General features: G+C 67.1%; 15 protein-coding genes. 1 reads left to right on the top strand and 14 read right to left on the bottom strand.

The genetic code is table 11. From position 1 onward, the window contains the following. Positions 1–4: 4 nt before the first annotated feature. The 3 genes from ACFPOU_RS14185 to ACFPOU_RS14175 all read right to left on the bottom strand — a co-directional run bounded on the left by ACFPOU_RS14185 (position 5) and on the right by ACFPOU_RS14175 (position 2228). Complete coding sequence (locus tag ACFPOU_RS14185; protein ID WP_379722307.1) at positions 5–1192, bottom strand: type II secretion system F family protein; 1188 nt, start codon at positions 1190–1192, stop codon at positions 5–7. A 36-nt stretch (positions 1193–1228) separates the two neighbouring features. Beyond that, positions 1229–1672 (bottom strand): type II secretion system major pseudopilin GspG, encoded by a 444-nt coding sequence (gene gspG / locus ACFPOU_RS14180; RefSeq protein WP_379722305.1) that lies wholly within the window; start codon positions 1670–1672, stop codon positions 1229–1231. A 136-nt stretch (positions 1673–1808) separates the two neighbouring features. Then, positions 1809–2228 carry a hypothetical protein gene (locus ACFPOU_RS14175; RefSeq protein ID WP_379722303.1) on the bottom strand — a complete coding sequence of 140 codons (420 nt, stop codon included), beginning with the start codon at positions 2226–2228 and terminating at the stop codon, positions 1809–1811. Between the two features lie 301 nt (positions 2229–2529). On the opposite strand from ACFPOU_RS14175, the gene ACFPOU_RS14170 reads away from it, so the two are divergent. Next, complete coding sequence (locus tag ACFPOU_RS14170) at positions 2530–2802, top strand: hypothetical protein (RefSeq protein WP_379722301.1); 273 nt, start codon at positions 2530–2532, stop codon at positions 2800–2802. A gap of 87 nt (positions 2803–2889) precedes the next feature. Here the strand turns inward: ACFPOU_RS14170 and ACFPOU_RS14165 are convergent, their stop codons facing one another. The 11 genes from ACFPOU_RS14165 to ACFPOU_RS14115 all read right to left on the bottom strand — a co-directional run bounded on the left by ACFPOU_RS14165 (position 2890) and on the right by ACFPOU_RS14115 (position 17965). Beyond that, positions 2890–5082: an ExeM/NucH family extracellular endonuclease gene (locus ACFPOU_RS14165; protein ID WP_379722299.1), complete on the bottom strand. Its 2193-nt coding sequence runs from the start codon at positions 5080–5082 to the stop codon at positions 2890–2892. A gap of 323 nt (positions 5083–5405) precedes the next feature. Next, on the bottom strand, positions 5406–6179 hold the full coding sequence (locus tag ACFPOU_RS14160; RefSeq protein WP_379722297.1) for a PEP_CTERM-anchored TLD domain-containing protein: 774 nt from the start codon (positions 6177–6179) through the stop codon (positions 5406–5408). A 164-nt stretch (positions 6180–6343) separates the two neighbouring features. After that, positions 6344–7762, bottom strand: a complete 1419-nt coding sequence (locus ACFPOU_RS14155; protein ID WP_379722295.1) for a mannose-1-phosphate guanylyltransferase/mannose-6-phosphate isomerase — start codon at positions 7760–7762, stop codon at positions 6344–6346. 11 nt (positions 7763–7773) lie between these two features. Next, complete coding sequence (locus ACFPOU_RS14150) at positions 7774–8925, bottom strand: sugar phosphate nucleotidyltransferase (protein ID WP_379722293.1); 1152 nt, start codon at positions 8923–8925, stop codon at positions 7774–7776. Positions 8926–9015: 90 nt separating this feature from the next. After that, positions 9016–10017 (bottom strand): UDP-glucose 4-epimerase GalE, encoded by a 1002-nt coding sequence (gene galE, locus ACFPOU_RS14145; RefSeq protein ID WP_379722291.1) that lies wholly within the window; start codon positions 10015–10017, stop codon positions 9016–9018. Between the two features lie 204 nt (positions 10018–10221). Further along, a complete protein-coding gene (locus ACFPOU_RS14140) occupies positions 10222–10971 on the bottom strand; it encodes a WecB/TagA/CpsF family glycosyltransferase (protein WP_379722289.1) in 750 nt (249 codons plus the stop codon). 11 nt (positions 10972–10982) lie between these two features. Then, positions 10983–12095, bottom strand: coding sequence for a non-hydrolyzing UDP-N-acetylglucosamine 2-epimerase (gene wecB / locus ACFPOU_RS14135; protein ID WP_379722287.1), 1113 nt, complete (start codon positions 12093–12095; stop codon positions 10983–10985). 213 nt (positions 12096–12308) lie between these two features. Then, positions 12309–14282, bottom strand: coding sequence for a heparinase II/III family protein (locus ACFPOU_RS14130; RefSeq protein ID WP_379722285.1), 1974 nt, complete (start codon positions 14280–14282; stop codon positions 12309–12311). Continuing rightward, positions 14279–15352, bottom strand: coding sequence for a glycosyltransferase (locus ACFPOU_RS14125; RefSeq protein ID WP_379722283.1), 1074 nt, complete (start codon positions 15350–15352; stop codon positions 14279–14281). Before ACFPOU_RS14125 ends, ACFPOU_RS14130 begins: the two co-directional genes overlap by 4 nt. Before the next feature lie 118 nt (positions 15353–15470). Then, positions 15471–16754: a phenylacetate--CoA ligase family protein gene (locus ACFPOU_RS14120; protein WP_379722282.1), complete on the bottom strand. Its 1284-nt coding sequence runs from the start codon at positions 16752–16754 to the stop codon at positions 15471–15473. Further along, positions 16736–17965, bottom strand: a complete 1230-nt coding sequence (locus ACFPOU_RS14115; RefSeq protein ID WP_379722281.1) for a glycosyltransferase — start codon at positions 17963–17965, stop codon at positions 16736–16738. The genes ACFPOU_RS14120 and ACFPOU_RS14115 overlap by 19 nt, the downstream gene beginning before the upstream one ends. Between the last annotated feature and the right edge of the window lie 88 nt (positions 17966–18053).

Raw genomic sequence — 18053 nt, 5'->3', positions numbered from 1 at the left:
CTTCTCAAGACATATCCCCTGCCAGGTCGAAAATCGGCATGTACAGCAGCACCACGATGGCCCCGACCACGAGGCCGATGGCCGCCATCAGGAGCGGCTCGAAGGTGCGCGTGAAGCGGTCGATCCAGCGGCTGATCTCGCCGTCGTAGAAGGCGGCCGACTGGGTCAGCATCGGCCCCATGTCGCCGGTGCGCTCGCCCACGCGCAGCATGCGCAGCGAAATCGGCGTGCTCAAACCGTGGGCCTCGAAGGCGTCCGACAGCGGGCGCCCCGCTTCGATGGCGCCGCGCGCGTTGACCAGGGCCGCGCGCAGCGTGGTCGATACCATCGGTTGCACCGTTTCGATGGCGCTCACGATCGTGATGCCGCCTTCGGTCAGCATGCCGAGCGTGAGGTAGAGACGCGACAGTTCGTAGATGCGGGCGCGTTCGCCGATGCCCGGCAGGCGCGCCAGCAGGCGGGTAATGCCGCCGCTGCGCAGCAGGCGCCGTGCGCCGAGCACGATGAGGGCGGCCAGCGCCGCCGCGGCGGCCAGGATCGCGCTGCCGTGCCGCGACGCGAACTGGCCCCATTCGAGCAGCAGCTGGCTCATCCACGGCAGTTGGCGTCCCGCGCCCTGGTAGACCTCGGCGAAGCGCGGCACCACATAGCCGATCAGGAAGCCGCTCACGCCGCCGCCCACGCACAACAGGATCACCGGATAGATCGAGGCGCTGACGATTTTCGCGCGCACGGTGTCGACGCGCTGCTGGTAGTCGACATAGCGCGTGAGCGCGCGCGGCAGGTCGCTCGTGCCTTCGGCGGCGCGCACGATGCCGACGTACAGCGGCGGGAACAGGGCCGGCTGGCTGGCGAGCGCGCTGGAAAAGCGCTGGCCTTCGCGCAGGCCGGCCAGCAGGCGTTCGAGCACGCCGCGCGCGCCAGGATTGGCTTCCTTTTCCAGCAGGGCTTCCAGGCTTTCGACGATGCCCAGGCCGGCGCTGAGCAGGGCCAGCAATTCCTGGCTGAACAGGACCAGGTTCAGTGTCGGGCCGCGCGAGCGTGCCAGGCGCGCCCCGCCCTGCGGCGCGATGGCGCTGACGAACAGGCCCTTGGCTTCCAGCTGGCGCCGGGCATCGGCTTCGTCGAGCGCGTCGACCAGCACGTTCGTGATCGACAGGTCGGGCGCGAGGGTGCGAACTGCGAACTGCATGAAGACGTGCCCGGGTGTGTGAGGGTTACGCGAACGTCAAAGCGAGGAGAGGTCGGCATTGTCGCCGGCGCCGCCAGGCTGGCCGTCCTTGCCGAAGGAGACGATCTCGTACTCTCCCTGTGCGCCGGGCGAACGGTATTGATAGGGATGGCCCCACGGATCGGGCGGCACGCCCTTCTTCAGATAGGGGCCGTTCCATTTGAGACCGGCGCTGGCGGGCGCCGCCATCAGCGCGCCCAGGCCTTCCTCGCCGGTCGGATAGCGGCCCACGTCGAGGCGGTAGGTGTCGAGCGACTTTTCGAAGGCATCGATCTGCGCCTTGGCGATCGTCACTTCCGACTTGCCGAGCTGGGAAAAATACTTGGGGCCGACATAGGCGGCCAGCAAACCGATGATGACGATCACGACCAAGAGTTCGAGCAGCGTGAAGCCGCAGGTGCGCGTGCGCCGCGACGTGGCCTTGCAGGTTACGACATCCATCCAGACACTCCTGAGTCGACCGTTCGATGAAACCCGTGAAGCGTATCACGGCCATATACTCGCGGCAACCAAGATGGCGTATGGGAGCGTTCCTCGACGCCGCCAAGGAGTCGGGGTCGATGGCGGCGGCGTCGACCTAGCGGGTCAGCCCGCCCGCGGTCAGCTGGCAGGTATTCGCCCGGCATGCCGCCGCCGGCGGCGTCAGGACGCGGCAATCAGAGATCCTGCCGGAAGCAAGGTTGCTGGACTGCTGTTCTGCGTGGTGGCGCTCGGCCAGCGCCTGCAATGGCCCGGCATCGGTCTTCGCGTTCGACCAGGCGAGATAGCCTGCCGGGCCGCCGCAGGCCTTGGCGCCGATCGGCAGCACCTGGCATTGGCTGTCGCTCGTGCATTCGGCCGTGCCGATCATGGCCTGGATTTGCCCGAGTGTGCCGGGGGACGCAGACCCCCCAGGGCTGTCGAGGGCGGGAGGCGCAGGTTGGTTGACGGCCGGACCGTTGGCCCGGGTGGTGCAGGCCGCGCAGGCCAGTACCAGGAGAATGGCAAATTTTTGCATGAGTTCATCATACCCTGCCCGCACGCAGGGTCAAGCGTGAGCGGGTTTGACAGGCGTGACCGGCCGACGACTTGTCCACGGATCGACTGTGGCGGAGACGCGACGTCCATCGGCGCGACCCTCATGTGTCATTTAAATTTCCTCTCGGATATTTCCAACAATCATCTTTAACTTCCATCATCTTGCATGGAAATGGTGTTCAATATCTAGCAACGTCGTTAATCTAAACGAAAATCAATTGTTATACAGAAAGATTCATCGCTACAATAGGTCGCATTAATGACGAGCCTGCCTCAATACCATGAAGACCTTGCGCCTGCCACTCTTCCCATGCATCGCCCTGATTGCCGCAGCCTTGAGTGCCTGCGGCGGTGCCGTTCCCGAACCGGATGCCCCTGTCGCTCGGACCGCGGCCGTCGTGCATGTCGTCGACTTGTCGGTCGATTCGTCGGCAACCGGCCGGACCCCTGCCCCCGACTGCGCCGCCGAGGGCTGTAGCGGCCTGCGCATCGTCGACGGCAACGCCGAAGCCTATCGCATCGATGCCATGCGCCGCCCCGGCCAGGGTGACTGATGCAACGCAACGGGCACACCCGGCCGGCGTCGGATGTGTCTATTGCGCTTTACCCCAGGTTTTTGCAAGTCGATATGGATCGCACTTTTAAAAAGTGCCGCCCAACAGCGCCGGGGTGTAGGCGATGCCGGTTTTCGACGGTTTGGTGAAGGTGGCCGTGATGCTGGCCGAGGCGCCGGGGGCGAGCGCGGCGTTCGGCAGCGTCAGGTAAGGCGAACCGTCCTTGTCGCCGCTCTTGCCGTCGAGCGTGACGCCGGCCGTCAAGCCTTGCAGCACCAGGTGCAGCGGGCCGGCCAGCGCCGCGCCGCCCGTGTTGGTAATCTTGACGGTCGAGGTGAACTTGCCGCTCAGGCGGTGGAACCTCGGCGCCGACCGGACGATCGCCGCCGACGCGGTGACGTCGGCAAAGGTCGGCGCCAGGTTCAGGCTGATGACAACCGGGTCGTGGTCGGAAGCGCGGTAAGGACCGGCCTGGTACGGATCCTGGCCGCCCGACTCGAGGTTGTAGTCAAGCGCTTCCGGCTCGTCCGCGTTGTGGTGCCATTCGATCACGCCGGCCACTTGCGGCGACAGGCTGCCGCTGGCCAATGCATGGTCGAGGTAGCCGCTCTCGCCGCCGTACACGTAGGAGTACGGGATGCCGCGCGGACGCACGAAGCGCTCGATTTCGTTGACATAACCGGCCGCGTTGAGCAGGCGGATCGGGTCTTCCATGCCATAGGCGTTCATGTCGCCCACGACCAGCACGTCGGCATCGTTGGCGGCGGCGGCGACCTGCGGCAGGAACACGTCGCGCAGGCGCGCTGCCTGGTCGACGCGGGTGGCGTTCCAGCAGCCCTGGCCGTCGCCGCTGTCGGCGTTGCCGCCGGAGGCACCGCCGCAGCCCCCCTTCGACTTCAGGTGGTTCACCACCAGCGAGAACTTGCCGCCGTTGGCCGCCTTGAAAGTCTGGGCGATCGGGGCGCGGTTGTGGACGCCATTGCCGTCCGACAGCGCGGCGCCCACCAGGCTCACCGACTTCGGTTTGTAGATCATGGCCACGCGGATCGCATCGGTGCCGGTCGCGGCCGGCTTCGGCACGACGGCATAGGTGCCGGCGCCGAGCGCGGCGTTGAGCTGGTCGACCAGATAGGTCACGGCGATGTCGCCGTTGTTCTGGATTTCCATCAGGCCCACCACATCGGCATCGACCGCGGAGAGCGCGCTGACGATCTTGTCGCGCTGGCGCACGAATTCACCGATGTCGTCGGCGCCGCGGCAGTTCGACGCGCGCGTCGTGCTGCCGACGGTGCAACCCTGGCCGGTGCGGCCCCAGGCATCGCCGCCGTTGGTGAACGTGGTGAAGAAGTTCAGCACGTTGGCGCTGGCGACGCGGACGTTGCCGGCGGCAAGGACCGGCCGCGCCATGCGCGCGTTGGCGCGCGAGAAGCTCGGCCTGACGGTCGGCTGCAGCTTGAAGGCCGTGCCGCCGCCGCCGGTGGCGCCGAAATCGAGCACGCCGGTCAGGTCGCTGACGGTGTCGCCGGCACGCACCGTGCCATCGGCGAACAGGTAGGGGATGGTGGCCGGCGCGGTGAAGATGCCGTCGTCGAGGACGACGATATTGGCCGCGTTGTCCGCTGCCAGCGCGCGCGCCTCGGCCGAACCCGGCACATGGCGGTTGGTCGGGCGCTCGCGGCGGCCGGCGGCCAGCGTCAGTTCGCCACGCGCGCCGAGGTGGGTATTGCCGTTGACCGTCAGCGGCGTGGCGAAGCGCACCAGCATGCCTTCGAAGCGCGCCAGGTCGGCATTGGGCAGCGTGACATTGGTCGGGGCGACGCTGCCGGTGCCGAGCCTGGTGGTCGCGGTCACGCTCGTCAATTCGGTGTACGAGCGGGCCGCGCCGGTCGGCGTGTATTCGGTGACGGTGCCGGTCACGCGCACCAGGTCGCCCACCGCCAGCGCCGCGCTCGGGCCGAACACGAAGAGGCCGTCCGAGGTCGCCGGGTTGGCGTCGCCATTGGGGTCCTGCAGGAAGTAGCCGCTGCCCACGATCGCAGTGACCACGCCCTGGGTCGTCTGCACGCTGTCGGCGTAGGCGCTCTTCGCATCGGCGCCCTGGATCTGGGGGATCGTCAGCACGCCGGCAATACGCACGGCGACGCTGCTGCCGCCGCCGAAGATCTGGCTGATGACGAGGTCGGGCGAGGCGGCGAACGCGCTCGACGACAATCCAGCCAGCAAGGCGGCCAGGATGGTCAGGCGGCTGGCCGACGGGTTCGATGCAACGTGCTTGTTCATGGGCTTCCTAAGAAGATCGATGCGCGATACAGCGGATTTCGATGCAGATAGTCATTTTATTTCTGGAAATAATGTTACGTCGACAATTTGACAGGAGAGTGACAGACCGCAAGCCTGCGGGAATCGCGCGCCGGCGCCGGTAATAGTCGCCGACGGCGATGCTGTCCGGATCGTCGTCGTTGATGACGATGGCCAAGATGGCGCGCGTCCAGCACATCCCGCGCCGGCGTGGCGGGCGCAGCCAGGACCGGGCCGGTCAGCAGTGCGGACAGCGGTGCGAACAGCAGGCAGGCGGAGCGGGCGACAGCGGCCATGGCCTCCCGTCAGGCGGGCAAGGCGTGGCCGGTCGCGCGCGCGCCCGGCTGCGGGCCGCGCTTGCCCTTCCCTGTCCGCCGGCGCACGGCCAGCACCAGTGCCAGGCCGGCGGCCAGCATCGCCGCGGCCGCCGGCTCGGGGATCGGCGACACCGCATACACCTCCAGCGCATCGATCGCGAAGAATCGGCCGCCGACGGAGCGGTCGATGATGCTGCGCCCTTCCGCGGCCGGGTCGCCATAGCTCAATTGCCAGGACAGTGAGGTGTCGAGGCGGTCGTTGACGAACAGGTCGGGGCCGGCTCCGAAGGTCGGTCCCTGGTCGCGCGCGTTGAAAGTCTGGAAGCTTCCCTGGCTGGGCAGCGCGAACGTGCTCGGCACCTGGCGGTAGACGGCCGGCGCCGTGTAGTTGAACAGAAAGGCAGTGCGCTGGAAGTCGCGCGGCGTGACATGCCAGCCGTCGTCGCTGTCCCAGCTTTGCGGATTGTAGCCGCCGACCAGCCAGGCGCGGCCCGCCTCGTCGCTCACGCGCAGCAGCGTGAAGGTCGGCCCGCGCCCGTCGGCGGCGGCATGGAAGTCGAGCGAGGTATCGTCCGCCGCGCCAGGGCCGCCTGCGTCGCCCTGGCGGGTATAGATGTTCTTGAAAATCTGGTCGCCCGCGCCCAGCCAGCGTTCGAGCTGGCCCTCCAGCGTGGGGTCCAGCGGCGGTGCGCCGCTCTGGGCCGCGGCCTGCGGGACAGCCAGGGCCAGCGCAAGGGCGCCAACTGCAAGGAGCGTCTTCATGATCACCTCCCGACGGGGTTCACTGGCTTGTATTGTATGCCCCACCCGGGTCGGGCTTCACACTGTTGACTTGGAAACCTTGTCCAAATTCGAGTCCATGCTGCCGGCGCGACGGGCGAAAAAAAACGGGCATCGCTGCCCGCCTTTCCTGGTCCGCAAGGCGCTTACGAGCGCTTGTAGATGTCCTCGAAGCGGACGATGTCGTCCTCGCCGAGGTAGCTGCCCGACTGCACTTCGATGATGTGCAGCGGCAGTTTGCCCGGATTCTCGAGACGGTGGTTCATGCCGATCGGGATATAGGTCGATTCGTTTTCCGACAGCAGGCTGACCTTCTCGCCGCAGGTCACGCGCGCCGTGCCCGAGACCACGACCCAGTGTTCGGCGCGGTGGTGGTGCATCTGCAGCGACAGCTTCTCGCCCGGCTTGACCGTGATGCGCTTGACCTGGAACCGGTCGCCCGCATCGATGCCCTCGTAGTGGCCCCAGGGACGGTAGACCTTGGTGTGGTGCAGGTGTTCGGTGCGTTCCTTCGACTTCAGGTGGTCGACCACCTGCTTGACGCGCTGGACCTGCGACTTGTGCGCCACCAGCACGGCGTCGTTGGTCTCGACGACGACCACGTCTTCCAGGCCAACCACGGCCACGATGCGGCTCTCGGCGCGCACCAGCGAATTCTTCACGCCGTCGAGGTAGACGTCGCCACGCATCGCGTTGCCGTTCTCGTCGTGCGGCTGCACTTCCCACAGGGCCGACCACGAGCCGACATCGCTCCAGCCGATATCGGCCGGCACGACGACCGCATTGGCGGTATGTTCCATCACCGCATAGTCGATCGAGTCGGACGGGCAGCTGGAAAACGCGGCATCGTCGAGGCGGCAGAAATCGAGGTCGCTATAGCCGGTGGTGACGGCGCGTTCGGCCGCCTCGGCGATCGCCGGAGCGAACTTGGCCAATTCGGCCAGGTAGCGCTCGGCGGCGAACATGAACATGCCGCTGTTCCAGTAGTAGCCGCCATCGGCGACGAAGGTCTCGGCGGTGGCCAGGTCCGGCTTCTCGACGAAACGCTCGACCTGGTAGCAGCCCTGGCAAACCGCCAGCGGCGCGCCGCGGCGGATGTAGCCATAGCCGGTTTCGGGCGACTGCGGCACGATGCCGAAGGTGGCCAGGCCGCCGTCCTTGACCAGGGTCGCGGCGCGGCTGACGGCTTCCTTGAAGGCTTTCTGGTTGTCGATCACGTGGTCGGCCGGCAGCACCAGCATGACCGCTTCAGGATCGATGGTTTTCAGGTAATGGGCGGCCGCGGCCACGGCCGGCGCGGTATTGCGGCCGACCGGTTCGAGCAGGATCCCCAGGGGCGTGATGCCGGCCGCGCGTAGTTGCTCCGCCACCATGAAACGGTGGTCGTTACCGCAAACGACGAGCGGCGCCATCAGGCCCGGCAGTCCAGCCACGCGCAGCGCGGTGTCCTGCAGCATGGTCTTGTCGGCTACCACCGGCAGCAACTGCTTCGGCAGCACGGCGCGCGACAACGGCCACAACCGGGTGCCGGCGCCGCCGGAGAGGATCACTGGATAAATTTTCATGCGTTCGCTTTCTATCGGTTGTTACTTTTCTGGCCTGCGTCTTCTTTACGGCTGCTGCGGCGGCGATCGCGTGCGTTCAACCATTCCTCGGAACTGTACTCGGATGCGTGCTTCATTTCTCCGGCGCGGTCGACACTGTACTCCTTGAACACGATCATTTCGTTGAGCGTTACATCGTGCAACACACGAGTATATTCAAATAAGACGCTGCGGACAACTTCCGCGCCTTCGCAGATGTGGCTGCCGTGGCCGATCCAGGTCGGGCCGACGATGCGCACCCCGGCTTCGATGCGCACGCCCGAGCCGATGTAGACCGGTCCCTCGATGGTCGTGCCGTTCCAGTCGATGCTGGTATTCAGGCCGACCCACAGGCCCGGTTCGATCTGGGTGCCCGGCACGTCCATGTGGCTGACTTCGCCGGTGAGCACCGTCTGCAGCACTTCCCAGTAGTCGGACATGGTGCCGATGTCGAGCCAGTTGAACGGGCGGCCCTGCGCATAGAAGGGCAAGCCGCGCTCGGCCAGCAGCGGGAACAGTTCCGAACCGATGTCGAAGGACACGCCCGATGGAATCAGGTCGATCACTTCCGGTTCGAAAATATAGATGCCGGTGCTGATGAAGTTCGACTTCGCTTCTTCCTGGCTCGGCTTTTCCTGGAACTCGGTAATGCGCCCCGCGTTGTCGGTGACGACGACGCCGTAGGAAGATACTTTGTCCCACGGCACTTCCTTGGTGATGACCGAGGCCATCGCGCCCTGGCGGCGGTGCTCGAGCAGGGCCGCCTTCAGGTCGAGGTCGATCAGCGCGTCGCCGCACATCACGATCGTGGTGTCGTCGAAGAACTGGCCAAATTCCTGGATCTTCTTCATCCCGCCGGCCGAGCCGATCGGCTCGGGCACGATGGTGCCGTCGTCGGTGGTATAGCCTTCGAACGAATAACCGATCTGGACGCCGAACTGCTCGCCCTCGCCGAAATACTCTTCGATCTTTTCATGCAGCCAGCTGACGTTGACCATGATCTCGGTCACGCCATGCTTTTTCAGATGTTCGACCAGGTAAGCCATCACCGGCTTACCCAGCAGCGGAATCATCGGCTTCGGGAGGTCGTACGTGAGCGGGCGGACGCGCGTGCCCTTGCCTGCCGCGAGAATCATTGCTTTCATTAAATCACCCTCATTCTATGTGCTGTTGAGCTACTGCGCTGTAATACTTTGTCGGGTTTGCTTCCATTCCTTGTCGTCCTGAAACAGGCCTCAGGCCTTGGACGCCGTCTGGAAGCGCCAGGTATCGACGCACATCTGGGCGACATCGCGCGTGGCGACCCAGCCCAGTTCCTCGCGCGCGCGCGTCGGATCGGCATAGCATTTGGCGATGTCGCCCGGACGGCGGTCGACGATCTGGTAGGGGACCGGGCGGCCGCTCGCCTGTTCGAAGGCGCGCACCATTTCCAGCACGCTATTGCCGTGGCCAGTGCCGAGGTTGTAGGTCAACAGGCCGGGACCCTGGGCCAGCTTCTCCAGGGTCTTGACGTGGCCGATCGACAGGTCGACGACATGGATGTAGTCGCGCATGCCGGTGCCGTCCGGGGTCGGGTAGTCGCCGCCGAAGACGGACAGCTTCTCGCGCTGGCCGGTGGCGACCTGGGCGATATAGGGCACCAGGTTGTTCGGGATGCCGGACGGCGACTCGCCGATCAGGCCGCTTTCGTGGGCGCCGACCGGGTTGAAGTAGCGCAGCAGGGCGATATGCCAGTCCGGCTCGGCCTTGATCAGGTCGCGCAGGATGTCTTCGATCATCAGCTTGCTGCGGCCATAGGGATTGGTGGCCGACAGCGGGAAGTCTTCGAGGATCGGCACCGAGGCCGGGTCGCCGTAGACCGTGGCCGAGGAGCTGAACACGAGCGTCTTGACGCCGAACTTGGCCATCGTCTCGAACAGCACGACGCTGCCGGAGACATTGTTGTCGTAATAGCGCAGCGGCTGGGCCACCGATTCGCCGACCGCTTTCAGGCCGGCGAAATGGATCACGGCGTCGACCTTGTGGGCGGCGAAAGCCGCTTCCATGGCGGCGCGGTCGCGGATGTCGGCTTCGACGAAGTCGAAGGATTTGCCCGTAATCTTCTGCACCTGGTCCTGGACCGAGCGCTGGGCGTTGGAGAGATTGTCGACCACGACCACGTCGTACCCTGCTTGTTGCAACTCGACGACGGTGTGGGAACCAATGTAGCCCATGCCGCCCGTAACCAGAATCTTCATTGTCGTCACTCTCTTAAACTGTTGGTGCGCGCCTGGCGCGGCGCTTCAGGACAGCCATCCTTGGCTGCCCCCTCTTGCCCTTCGGTAGCGGCTCTGCGGCCGCGTTTTCCCTAATTCGTCGAACAACAAAGATGAACCGCACGCGCCACGCGCGCCGCCCATGGCCGCGTTGCCCGGGGCGCTTTATCGAACGCTTGCATACTGTTACTGCTTGCGCTTGCGCGCGGCTTCCTTGATCAGGAGCCAGACAAAGGCCATGTCCTCGATAAAATAGCGTCGGAACATGCGCCGCGGCTCCTGCAGGAAACGGTACAACCATTCCAGGCCTGCGCGCTGCATCCAGCGCGGGGCGCGCTTGACGCGGCCGATGGCCACGTCGAAGGTGCCGCCCACGCCCATTGCAAATGGTACGCGCATCGTCGTTTGCCAGCGCCCGAGAAACTGTTCCTTCTTTGGCGAACTGATCGCCACGAACAGCAGGTCGGCGCCGCTGGCGCGTACCTGCTCGACCACTTGCGCTTCTTCCGCCTCGCCCTGCCAGTAGCCGTCGCGCCAGCCGGCGACGACGAGTTCGGGAAAACGGCGCCGGTAAGCCTCGGCCACGGCGGCGACCACCTCGGCGCGCGCGCCCAGCAGGAACACGCGCCAGCCGCGCTCGCTCGAGCGGCGCATCAGCGCCTCGAACAGGTCGACCCCGGCGACGCGCTCCTTGAGCGCTTTCCCCAGCAGGCGCGAAGCCCAGACCACCGGCATGCCGTCGGCGTTGACCAGCGCGCAGGCGTTGATGATGCGCCGCAGCCCTTCGTCGCGGCTGGCCTTGACCAGCTTGTCCACATTGACCACCACGTGCTGATGGGGCCTGCCGGAACGGATGAATTCCTCGATACGGCCAAGGGTTTCCTCCATCGACAGATTGTCGATCCTGCACCCCATCATCGTGATGGAAGGGGTCATAGCGTCTCTCGTCAGCGACGCGCCAATTCACGCGCCAGCACGTCGACGATGCGTTCTGCGGCCTTGCCGTCCCACAGGTGCGGGCGGCGCCCCTGCTTGCCTTCGCCGCGCAAGACCTTGCGCGCTTCGAGCAGGATCCTGGCCGGGTCGGTGCCGGCCAGCACGTTCGAACCCTCTTCCACCGTCACCGGACGCTCCGTGTTTTCACGGATCGTCACGCACGGCACGCCCAGTGCGGTCGTTTCTTCCTGGAGGCCGCCGGAGTCGGTCAGCACCACGGCCGCGTCTTTCCAGAGGTTGAGGAAGGCCATGTAGGCTTGCGGGCCGGCCAGGGTCACGTTCGGACCGAGGTCGATGCCGAACTTCTCGATGTTGGCGCGGGTGCGCGGGTGCACCGGAAAAATCAGCGGCAGTTCGCCCGAGATTTCCTTCAAGGCGGCGGCGATGCGGGCGAACATGACGGGATCGTCGACATTGCTCGGACGGTGCATGGTGACGACGCCGTAGCGTCCGCCGTTCTGGCGGGAGGCGGCCTTGAAGCAGGCGGTATCGAAGCCGGAGGTGTCGGCGCGGGTCAACTTGTCGGCCTGGAACAGGACGTTGTCGACCATCACATGGCCGACGTAGTGCACGGCGGAGTCGGCCTTGCCTTCGCGGCGCAGGTGCTCGACCGCCGCCGGCTCGGTGGCGAAGAACCAGTCCGAGATGCTGTCGGTGACCAGACGGTTGATTTCCTCGGGCATCGACATGTCGCCGCTGCGCAGGCCGGCTTCGACGTGGGCGACCGGGATATTGAGTTTCTTGGCGACGATCGAACAGGCCAGCGTCGAATTGACGTCGCCGACGACCAGCACCGCGGCCGGCCGCTCGGCCACGCACAGTTCCTCGAAACCGACCATGATCTTGGCGGTCTGCTGGGCATGGCTGCCGCCGCCGGCGGCCATGAACACGTCAGGTTGCGGAATGCCGAGTTCCTCGAAGAACACGTCGTTCATTTCGCGGTCGTAGTGCTGACCGGTGTGGATGATCTTGAACGATAACGTCGATTGCGCCTGCAGCGCGCGCACGATCGGAGCGATCTTCATGAAATTGGGCCTTGCGCCCGCGACCAGATAAATAAGCATGTTCAGACTTCCCTATACCACTGTAATAATTATGGAAACTAAGTCCTCGCCCAGAAATACATGTGTTTTTGGCTGCCGGAACCGGCGCGTTGCAGCGTTGGCTCCACTCCGCTTGCGGGGCTTGCAGTGCGCGCACTGCGGTGCACTCGCCGCCTTGCAGCGCATCCGGTTCTGTTTTGCCAAAATTCACATTAATGCCAGGTCAAACACTTATTAAAAAAACGTTATTGTAAACCTGCACTCCACCGGGACGGCGGACGATACCGTCGAGATACGCAACACGTCGCTCGGTTCCTTCGATTCGTAGCAGCGCGAATACCAGCCCAGCGGCGGGTTTTCGGCGCCGCGCACGAGTTCGAGCTTCAGGTCCGCCCCGCTGGCCTGCATCTGCAGCGCGAAGCGCTTGCCGCGTACGTGCAGGCCGGTACTGGTCAGGCGCACGTTCAGCTCAGGCGCGAAATGCCAGAACAGTTCGATCGGATGGGCTTTCCTGGCCGCGACCTCGTCGCGCACGGTCAGGGTGCCGGCGCCGGCGTCGAACCGCACGCTGCGCAGGTGGCGCACCGGGTCGGACAGGCGCGCATAGCCGTCGTGCGAGCCGCGGAAATCGAATTCATGGGGCGAGGCCGGCATGCGCTCGATGCTGGCGCGCGCCTTGCGCAGCCACATGAAGCGTCCGCCCGAGACCGACTGGTCGCGCCCGTCGACGCGTACCGTGTTGTGGGCCGACGTGCCGCGGAAATAATCGCGCCACTTTTGCTCTTGCCAGTAAGAATAGGTGCCCGGATCGACCAGCACCTGCTCGCCCGCCACCGACAAGGTCATCGACAGCGCGTCGGCGTGGCCGTGGGCGGCGATGCCCAGGTAGCCGAGCGGACCGCAGTCGAGCATGCCCTTGATCTCGTTTTCCTCGCCGAAATGCGAACCGAAAAGCAGGTAGCCGCCGTCGGGGAAGGCCCAGCCGGTGTCGGACTCATGGGCGTCGGCGTCGGGACGCTTGCCGGGCAGCGCGTGCAGCAGCCAGCGCACGCCCGCGTGCTCGGCCGCCTGGCCGCCGAACACGGTATCGCCCAGGGCCAGCAACTGGGCCGCGCGGTCGCCGCCGGCGGCGTCGAGCCGGAACACGCTGCCGTCGTCGCTGTCGCCGACCATCGGCACATGGCCGCCGACATCGCGCACCGAACGCAGGAAACGCAGCGCGCGCTGCAGCACGCTCCAGTAGGTGCGCGAAAACGCGACATCGCAGGCCTGGCCGACGAGACCGGCGACGAACAGGAACTCGGCCGAGAACACGTGGTAGCCGAAAGCTTGCTCGCGGTTGACACCATCGAGCGAATACTGCAGGCGCGCCTGCTGCTCGAGTTCGCGCCGCGCCTGCTCCATCCAGGCGCCGGACGCCTTCCAGCATGGCCAGACCGCGCTGGCCACGAACAGTCCGGTGAGTTCGCCGATCAGGTGGTTGTTGGCCGAGGAGTGGCGCGACAGGTTGCGCGAAATGGTGCGGCAATGGGCATGGATGCTGTCGAGCCAGTCGACGCGCAAGCGCTGGCCCGATTCGCCGGCAAACAGGGGGCTCGCTTCGCCGCCCACCAGCTGCCACAGCAGCGCCCAGTTGACCAGGCGGATGCCCAGTTCCATCGGGCTGACCCAATTCGGGCCGACGAGCGGCGGGCACTGGTCGAGCCAGCTGCGCAACTGCTGCTCGAGCGCGTGCAGCCAGCGCACGTCGCCGGAGACGCTCCAGGCCTGCGCCAGGCGCACGAGGTGCAGGTGGCGGTTCAATTCCCAGACGTGCTTGATGTCGCCGACCAGTTCCGGATTATCGATGGCGATATCGCCCGAGAACACCGCGGGACCGGTCACCCCGCTGTCGGGATCGCGGTTCCAGACGGTCGGCACGCCGACGTCGAAGCTGCGGTCGGCGAACAGCACGACGTGGCCGGCGCAGATGCGGTCGGCCTCGGCCAGCAAGGTGTCGACCTGGACCGGACTCAGGGCAGGCGCGCCGTGCACGCTGAAGCTGCGCGCCCGCGGCAGCGGCGCCGACGCCGGTGGTGACCCGGCGCGCAAGACAGCCCCGCGGGCCATTTTCGCGCGTGCCGCCCGGCGCACGCGGTAGCCGATTTCGGCCACCGACATGCAGCGCAGACGATTCACCCACCACACCATGCGTACTGTTGCGTTCATCTAGCCCCCACCAAATCGTTGTAGATCGCAGCCAACCGGCCACATACCGCTTCCGTTGAATACCGTTGCACGACTGTTGCACGCGCACGCTCGCCGAGGCGCCGGCGCAGGGCCGCATCGTCCAGGAGCCGCGCCAGCGCCGCCGCCAGCGCCGCCGCGTCGTGCGGCCGCACCAGCAAGCCATTTTCGCCATCGCGTACGGCTTCGGGAATGCCCCCGACGCAGCTCGCGACCACCGCCTTGCCGGCCGCCATGGCCTCCAGCAGCGCCATCGGCAAGCCTTCCGCATGCGATGGCAGGCAGAATACGGCGGCGCGCGCCAGTTGCCCGTCGCGCGCGGCGGCGTCGAGCCAGCCGGGCAGTTCGACCAGGCCGCCGATGCCGCGCGCACACGCGGCCTGGCGCCATCCGTCGAGCTCGCCTTCTCCAGCCAGGACCAGGCGCAGCGCCGGCCGGCGCGGGGCCAGCAGCGCGACCGCATCCAGCAGTTCGGCCACGCCCTTGGCGGCCTCGACGCGCCCGAGGAAGAGGATGCGTTCCGGCTCGGCAAGGTCGCCGCGCGCACGCGGCAGCGCGACCGCATTCGGCACTACCTCCACCCGCGCGCGCGGCGCGAAGCCGCGCACGAAGCCGGCCCAGCCTTCGGACAAGGCAATGACGAGCGAACTGCGTTCGAGCGTATGGCGGATCCAGCGCCGCATCAAGGCGCCCGAGCGCACGGTGGCGAACTGGCGAAAGCCGCCGCCGTGCAGATGGAAAACGGTCTTGCAGCCAAGCGCGCGCGCCAGCCACAGCAGCAGCGACTTGCGCGCGAAGCTGGCATGCGAGGACGCATGCGCATGCACGATGGCAGGACGGCCGCGCAGGCAGGCGCACACGGCGCCGCACAGGCCGCGCGCCGCCGCGTCGAGCTTGGCCAGGAAACCGCCTTCGCGGTGGGTACTGACATAGCGCACCTGCGCCTGCTCGAACAGGCCGCCGGCGCGCAAGACAGCCACCAGCGCCGCGACCCCGCCCCGTCCCTCTGGAGCGGTGCCAAGCATCAGGACGCGCGGCGCGCGCGCTTTCACGCGCGAACTCCGGCAGCCGATGGATGGGTCAATCTGGTAATGGGCGACGGTTTCACGATTCTTGATAAAGGCACAATATTTCGATCATACATCAACTGTTGCCGCTTCCGCGCACGGTTCAGCCTTCGACCGCGATAAATTCGAACTTGCCGTTCGGCCCGCGCGGGATAGCGGGCACGCGCTCGACCGCTACCTCCACGCCCGGCACACGCAGCAGGAAGGCGGCCCGCAACGCCGCCTCTTCCGCCCCCGTGAAACCGGCGGCGGCGACGACCCGCAAGCGGAATCGTCCGTCGCGGGCATACAACACCTGGCCCTCGATCAGGTGCCGGTCGTGGCCCTGGAACACGCGGTCCAGGCGCGCCACGATGCGTCCGTCGGGCAAGGTCAGGATGCGCTCCTGGCGCCCGATCACGGCCTCGACCGTCGGAAAGGCCCGGCCACAGGGGCAAGGCTTGCCGTCGCCGGGCGCCACCCGGTCGCCGGTGCGGTAGCGCAGCAAGGGCATGGCCGGGTTGTTGAGCGTGGTGCCGACCAGTTCGCACAAACCGTCCTCGCCCTCGAGCAATTCGACACCGCCGTAATCGGTGAGCACATGGTAGCTGCCCTGCTCGCAAGTGCCGATGGCGGCCACGCGCTCGGCCTGGCCGTACCAGTCGAACACGCGCACGCCGAAGGCCCGTTCGACCAGGGTGCGCACGCCCGGTTCCAGCGTCTCGGACGAGGTGAGCACGCCGCGCAGCGCCGGGCCGCGATAGCGCCGGCCGTGCGCCGCGAGCCAGGCAGCGAGTGCCGCGACCGAGGAAGGATAGGCGTGCAGCACCACCGGATCGTAGGCTTCGAGGCTGTCGATATAGGCGCCGATGGTCGTCTCGGACAGATGGTAAGAGGACAGCAGCAGCATCCGGCCGCACCAGTCGTGGCACCAGTAGCGCCCGTCGCGCGGACGAGCGGGGCACACGATGTCGCCGCGGATCCAGGCCCGGCGCTGCCCCGGGCGCCAGCCGATCCAGTGCAACTGGCGCGCGAGGAAGCCCTCCTCGCGGACCACGGCGCCCAGCGTCTGCACGAGCGTCAGGGGCGTGCCCGAGGTGCCGCTGGTGCGGATCGTGGCGCGCAGGAAGGAGCCGGGCATGCGCGGACGGATGAAGCGTTCCGGATGCAGGCGCAGCATGCTCTTGGTGACGAAGCGCGCCGCCGGATCGACGCGCTGCAGCCGGGTGCCGTCGAGCGCCAGCGCCACGCCCAGGCGCCGCGCGCGGCGCGCGATGGCCGCGTCGAGCAGCGCGGGCGAGCGCTCGCAGGCCAGCAGGCCGGGCAAGACCAGCAGGCGGCCCCACAGGCCGCGCAGCAGCAAACGCGCGCCGGAACGCAGCGTCGCCTTCAGCGAATAGGTCCACATGGCGCCAGGATGCGGTGGTAAGTGCGGGCCACTTCGCGCGCCAGGATATCGTAGGTGCGGTTCGCCGCCACCCAGGGCGGGCCGCGTTCGGCGCAGCGGGCGGCGAGCTCGTGATCGAACAGAAGGCGCAGCGTGGCGGCGGCGAAGGCGTCGGCCTGCATCGGCACGCACAGCCCTGCCCCGCTCTCGGCGAGCACGCGTGCCTGGTCGGGAATGTCGTTGGCCACGCCCGGAATGCCGAGCGCCAGGTATTCGACCAGCTTGGTCGGCGAGGAAACGTCGAACAGCGCCCCGCGCGGGATCGGCGACAGCCCCACCTCGGCACGCACCGCATAGCCCAGCGCCAACGCCTGCGGCAGCCAGCCGGTGAGCAGCACATGGCGGCCCAGGCCGCGCGCGGCGATCAGGCTGCGCATCCAGACCATCTCGTCGGAGGACGGTGCCTCGCCGGCGATCACCAGCAACACCCCGGGCAATTGCCGGCGCAGGCGTTCGGCCACCTCGAGCAGGAAGTCCGACTGGCGCGACTGGGCCACGCGCCCCAGGTAGAGCACGATGCGGCGCCCGGCCAGGCGCGGGTCCTGGCTGGGGACGATGGCGCCGCGGTCGAACAGGACGGCATCGACGCCCATCGGGACCGGCGTCATGCGCGCGCGGGCGATGCCGAGCGTGGCGAGCCAGTCGCGCATGGCCTCGCTCTGGACGAACACGTGGTCGGCCGCCGGCAGCACCAGCCGGTAGACGAGGCGGCGCGAGAGGAAGGCGCGCAGCGCATGCGCCGGCCAGCCCAGCCAGCGGCGCCGCCCTGCCAGGGCGTCGCGCCGCGCCTCGAAGCCCTCGACGATGGGGAAGGACATCCAGTAGACAAAGGGAATGCGCAGCAGACGCGCCGCCAGCAGGGCCGGTAGCGCGCTGGCGACCTTGTCGCGCACCTGGATGCAGTCGGGGCGGCCGCGGCGCCAGGCGCGCAGCAGGCCGAGCGCGTCCCACAGCGGCGCGAGCAGGCCGGCGGAGCGGTGGCGCAGGTGGCCGACGACATGCATGCCGCCCGCGTGCCAGGGTGCGCCGCCGGCGCTGCCGCCCTGCCCCACCAGTTCGGTGCGCACGCCATGGCGCGGCATTTCGGCGCCGAACAGGGTCGCCACGTCCGCGCGCAGCGGCGGCAACGGATCGCGCACGATGAATGCAATCGAGAATGGCCGGGTATCCATGGGAGCCTTGTCGAGATGTCGTCGTCGATATTAGCGCAGCCTCCGCGCGGGCAGGCTTGCCCAGGCCCTGGCGCGCGGGGCGCGCGTT

The organism is Massilia jejuensis, from assembly GCF_042656795.1.
Lineage (GTDB): Bacteria > Pseudomonadota > Gammaproteobacteria > Burkholderiales > Burkholderiaceae_D > Telluria > Telluria jejuensis.
The sequence above is the reverse complement of the archived record's forward strand: the minus strand, read 5'-3'. Positions and strand labels throughout refer to the sequence as shown.

Bases quoted from the DNA above. Each gene is read 5' to 3' on its own strand.
- ACFPOU_RS14150 (WP_379722293.1), bottom strand. From the start codon at position 8,925: ATGAAAGCAATGATTCTCGCGGCAGGCAAGGGCACGCGCGTCCGCCCG.
- ACFPOU_RS14165 (WP_379722299.1), bottom strand. From the start codon at position 5,082: ATGAACAAGCACGTTGCATCGAACCCGTCGGCCAGCCGCCTGACCATC.
- ACFPOU_RS14155 (WP_379722295.1), bottom strand. From the start codon at position 7,762: ATGAAAATTTATCCAGTGATCCTCTCCGGCGGCGCCGGCACCCGGTTG.
- ACFPOU_RS14115 (WP_379722281.1), bottom strand. From the start codon at position 17,965: ATGGATACCCGGCCATTCTCGATTGCATTCATCGTGCGCGATCCGTTG.
- ACFPOU_RS14170 (WP_379722301.1), top strand. From the start codon at position 2,530: ATGAAGACCTTGCGCCTGCCACTCTTCCCATGCATCGCCCTGATTGCC.
- ACFPOU_RS14140 (WP_379722289.1), bottom strand. From the start codon at position 10,971: ATGACCCCTTCCATCACGATGATGGGGTGCAGGATCGACAATCTGTCG.
- ACFPOU_RS14120 (WP_379722282.1), bottom strand. From the start codon at position 16,754: ATGTGGACCTATTCGCTGAAGGCGACGCTGCGTTCCGGCGCGCGTTTG.
- ACFPOU_RS14175 (WP_379722303.1), bottom strand. From the start codon at position 2,228: ATGCAAAAATTTGCCATTCTCCTGGTACTGGCCTGCGCGGCCTGCACC.
- ACFPOU_RS14185 (WP_379722307.1), bottom strand. From the start codon at position 1,192: ATGCAGTTCGCAGTTCGCACCCTCGCGCCCGACCTGTCGATCACGAAC.
- ACFPOU_RS14130 (WP_379722285.1), bottom strand. From the start codon at position 14,282: ATGAACGCAACAGTACGCATGGTGTGGTGGGTGAATCGTCTGCGCTGC.
- ACFPOU_RS14160 (WP_379722297.1), bottom strand. From the start codon at position 6,179: ATGAAGACGCTCCTTGCAGTTGGCGCCCTTGCGCTGGCCCTGGCTGTC.
- wecB (WP_379722287.1), bottom strand. From the start codon at position 12,095: ATGCTTATTTATCTGGTCGCGGGCGCAAGGCCCAATTTCATGAAGATC.
- gspG (WP_379722305.1), bottom strand. From the start codon at position 1,672: ATGGATGTCGTAACCTGCAAGGCCACGTCGCGGCGCACGCGCACCTGC.
- galE (WP_379722291.1), bottom strand. From the start codon at position 10,017: ATGAAGATTCTGGTTACGGGCGGCATGGGCTACATTGGTTCCCACACC.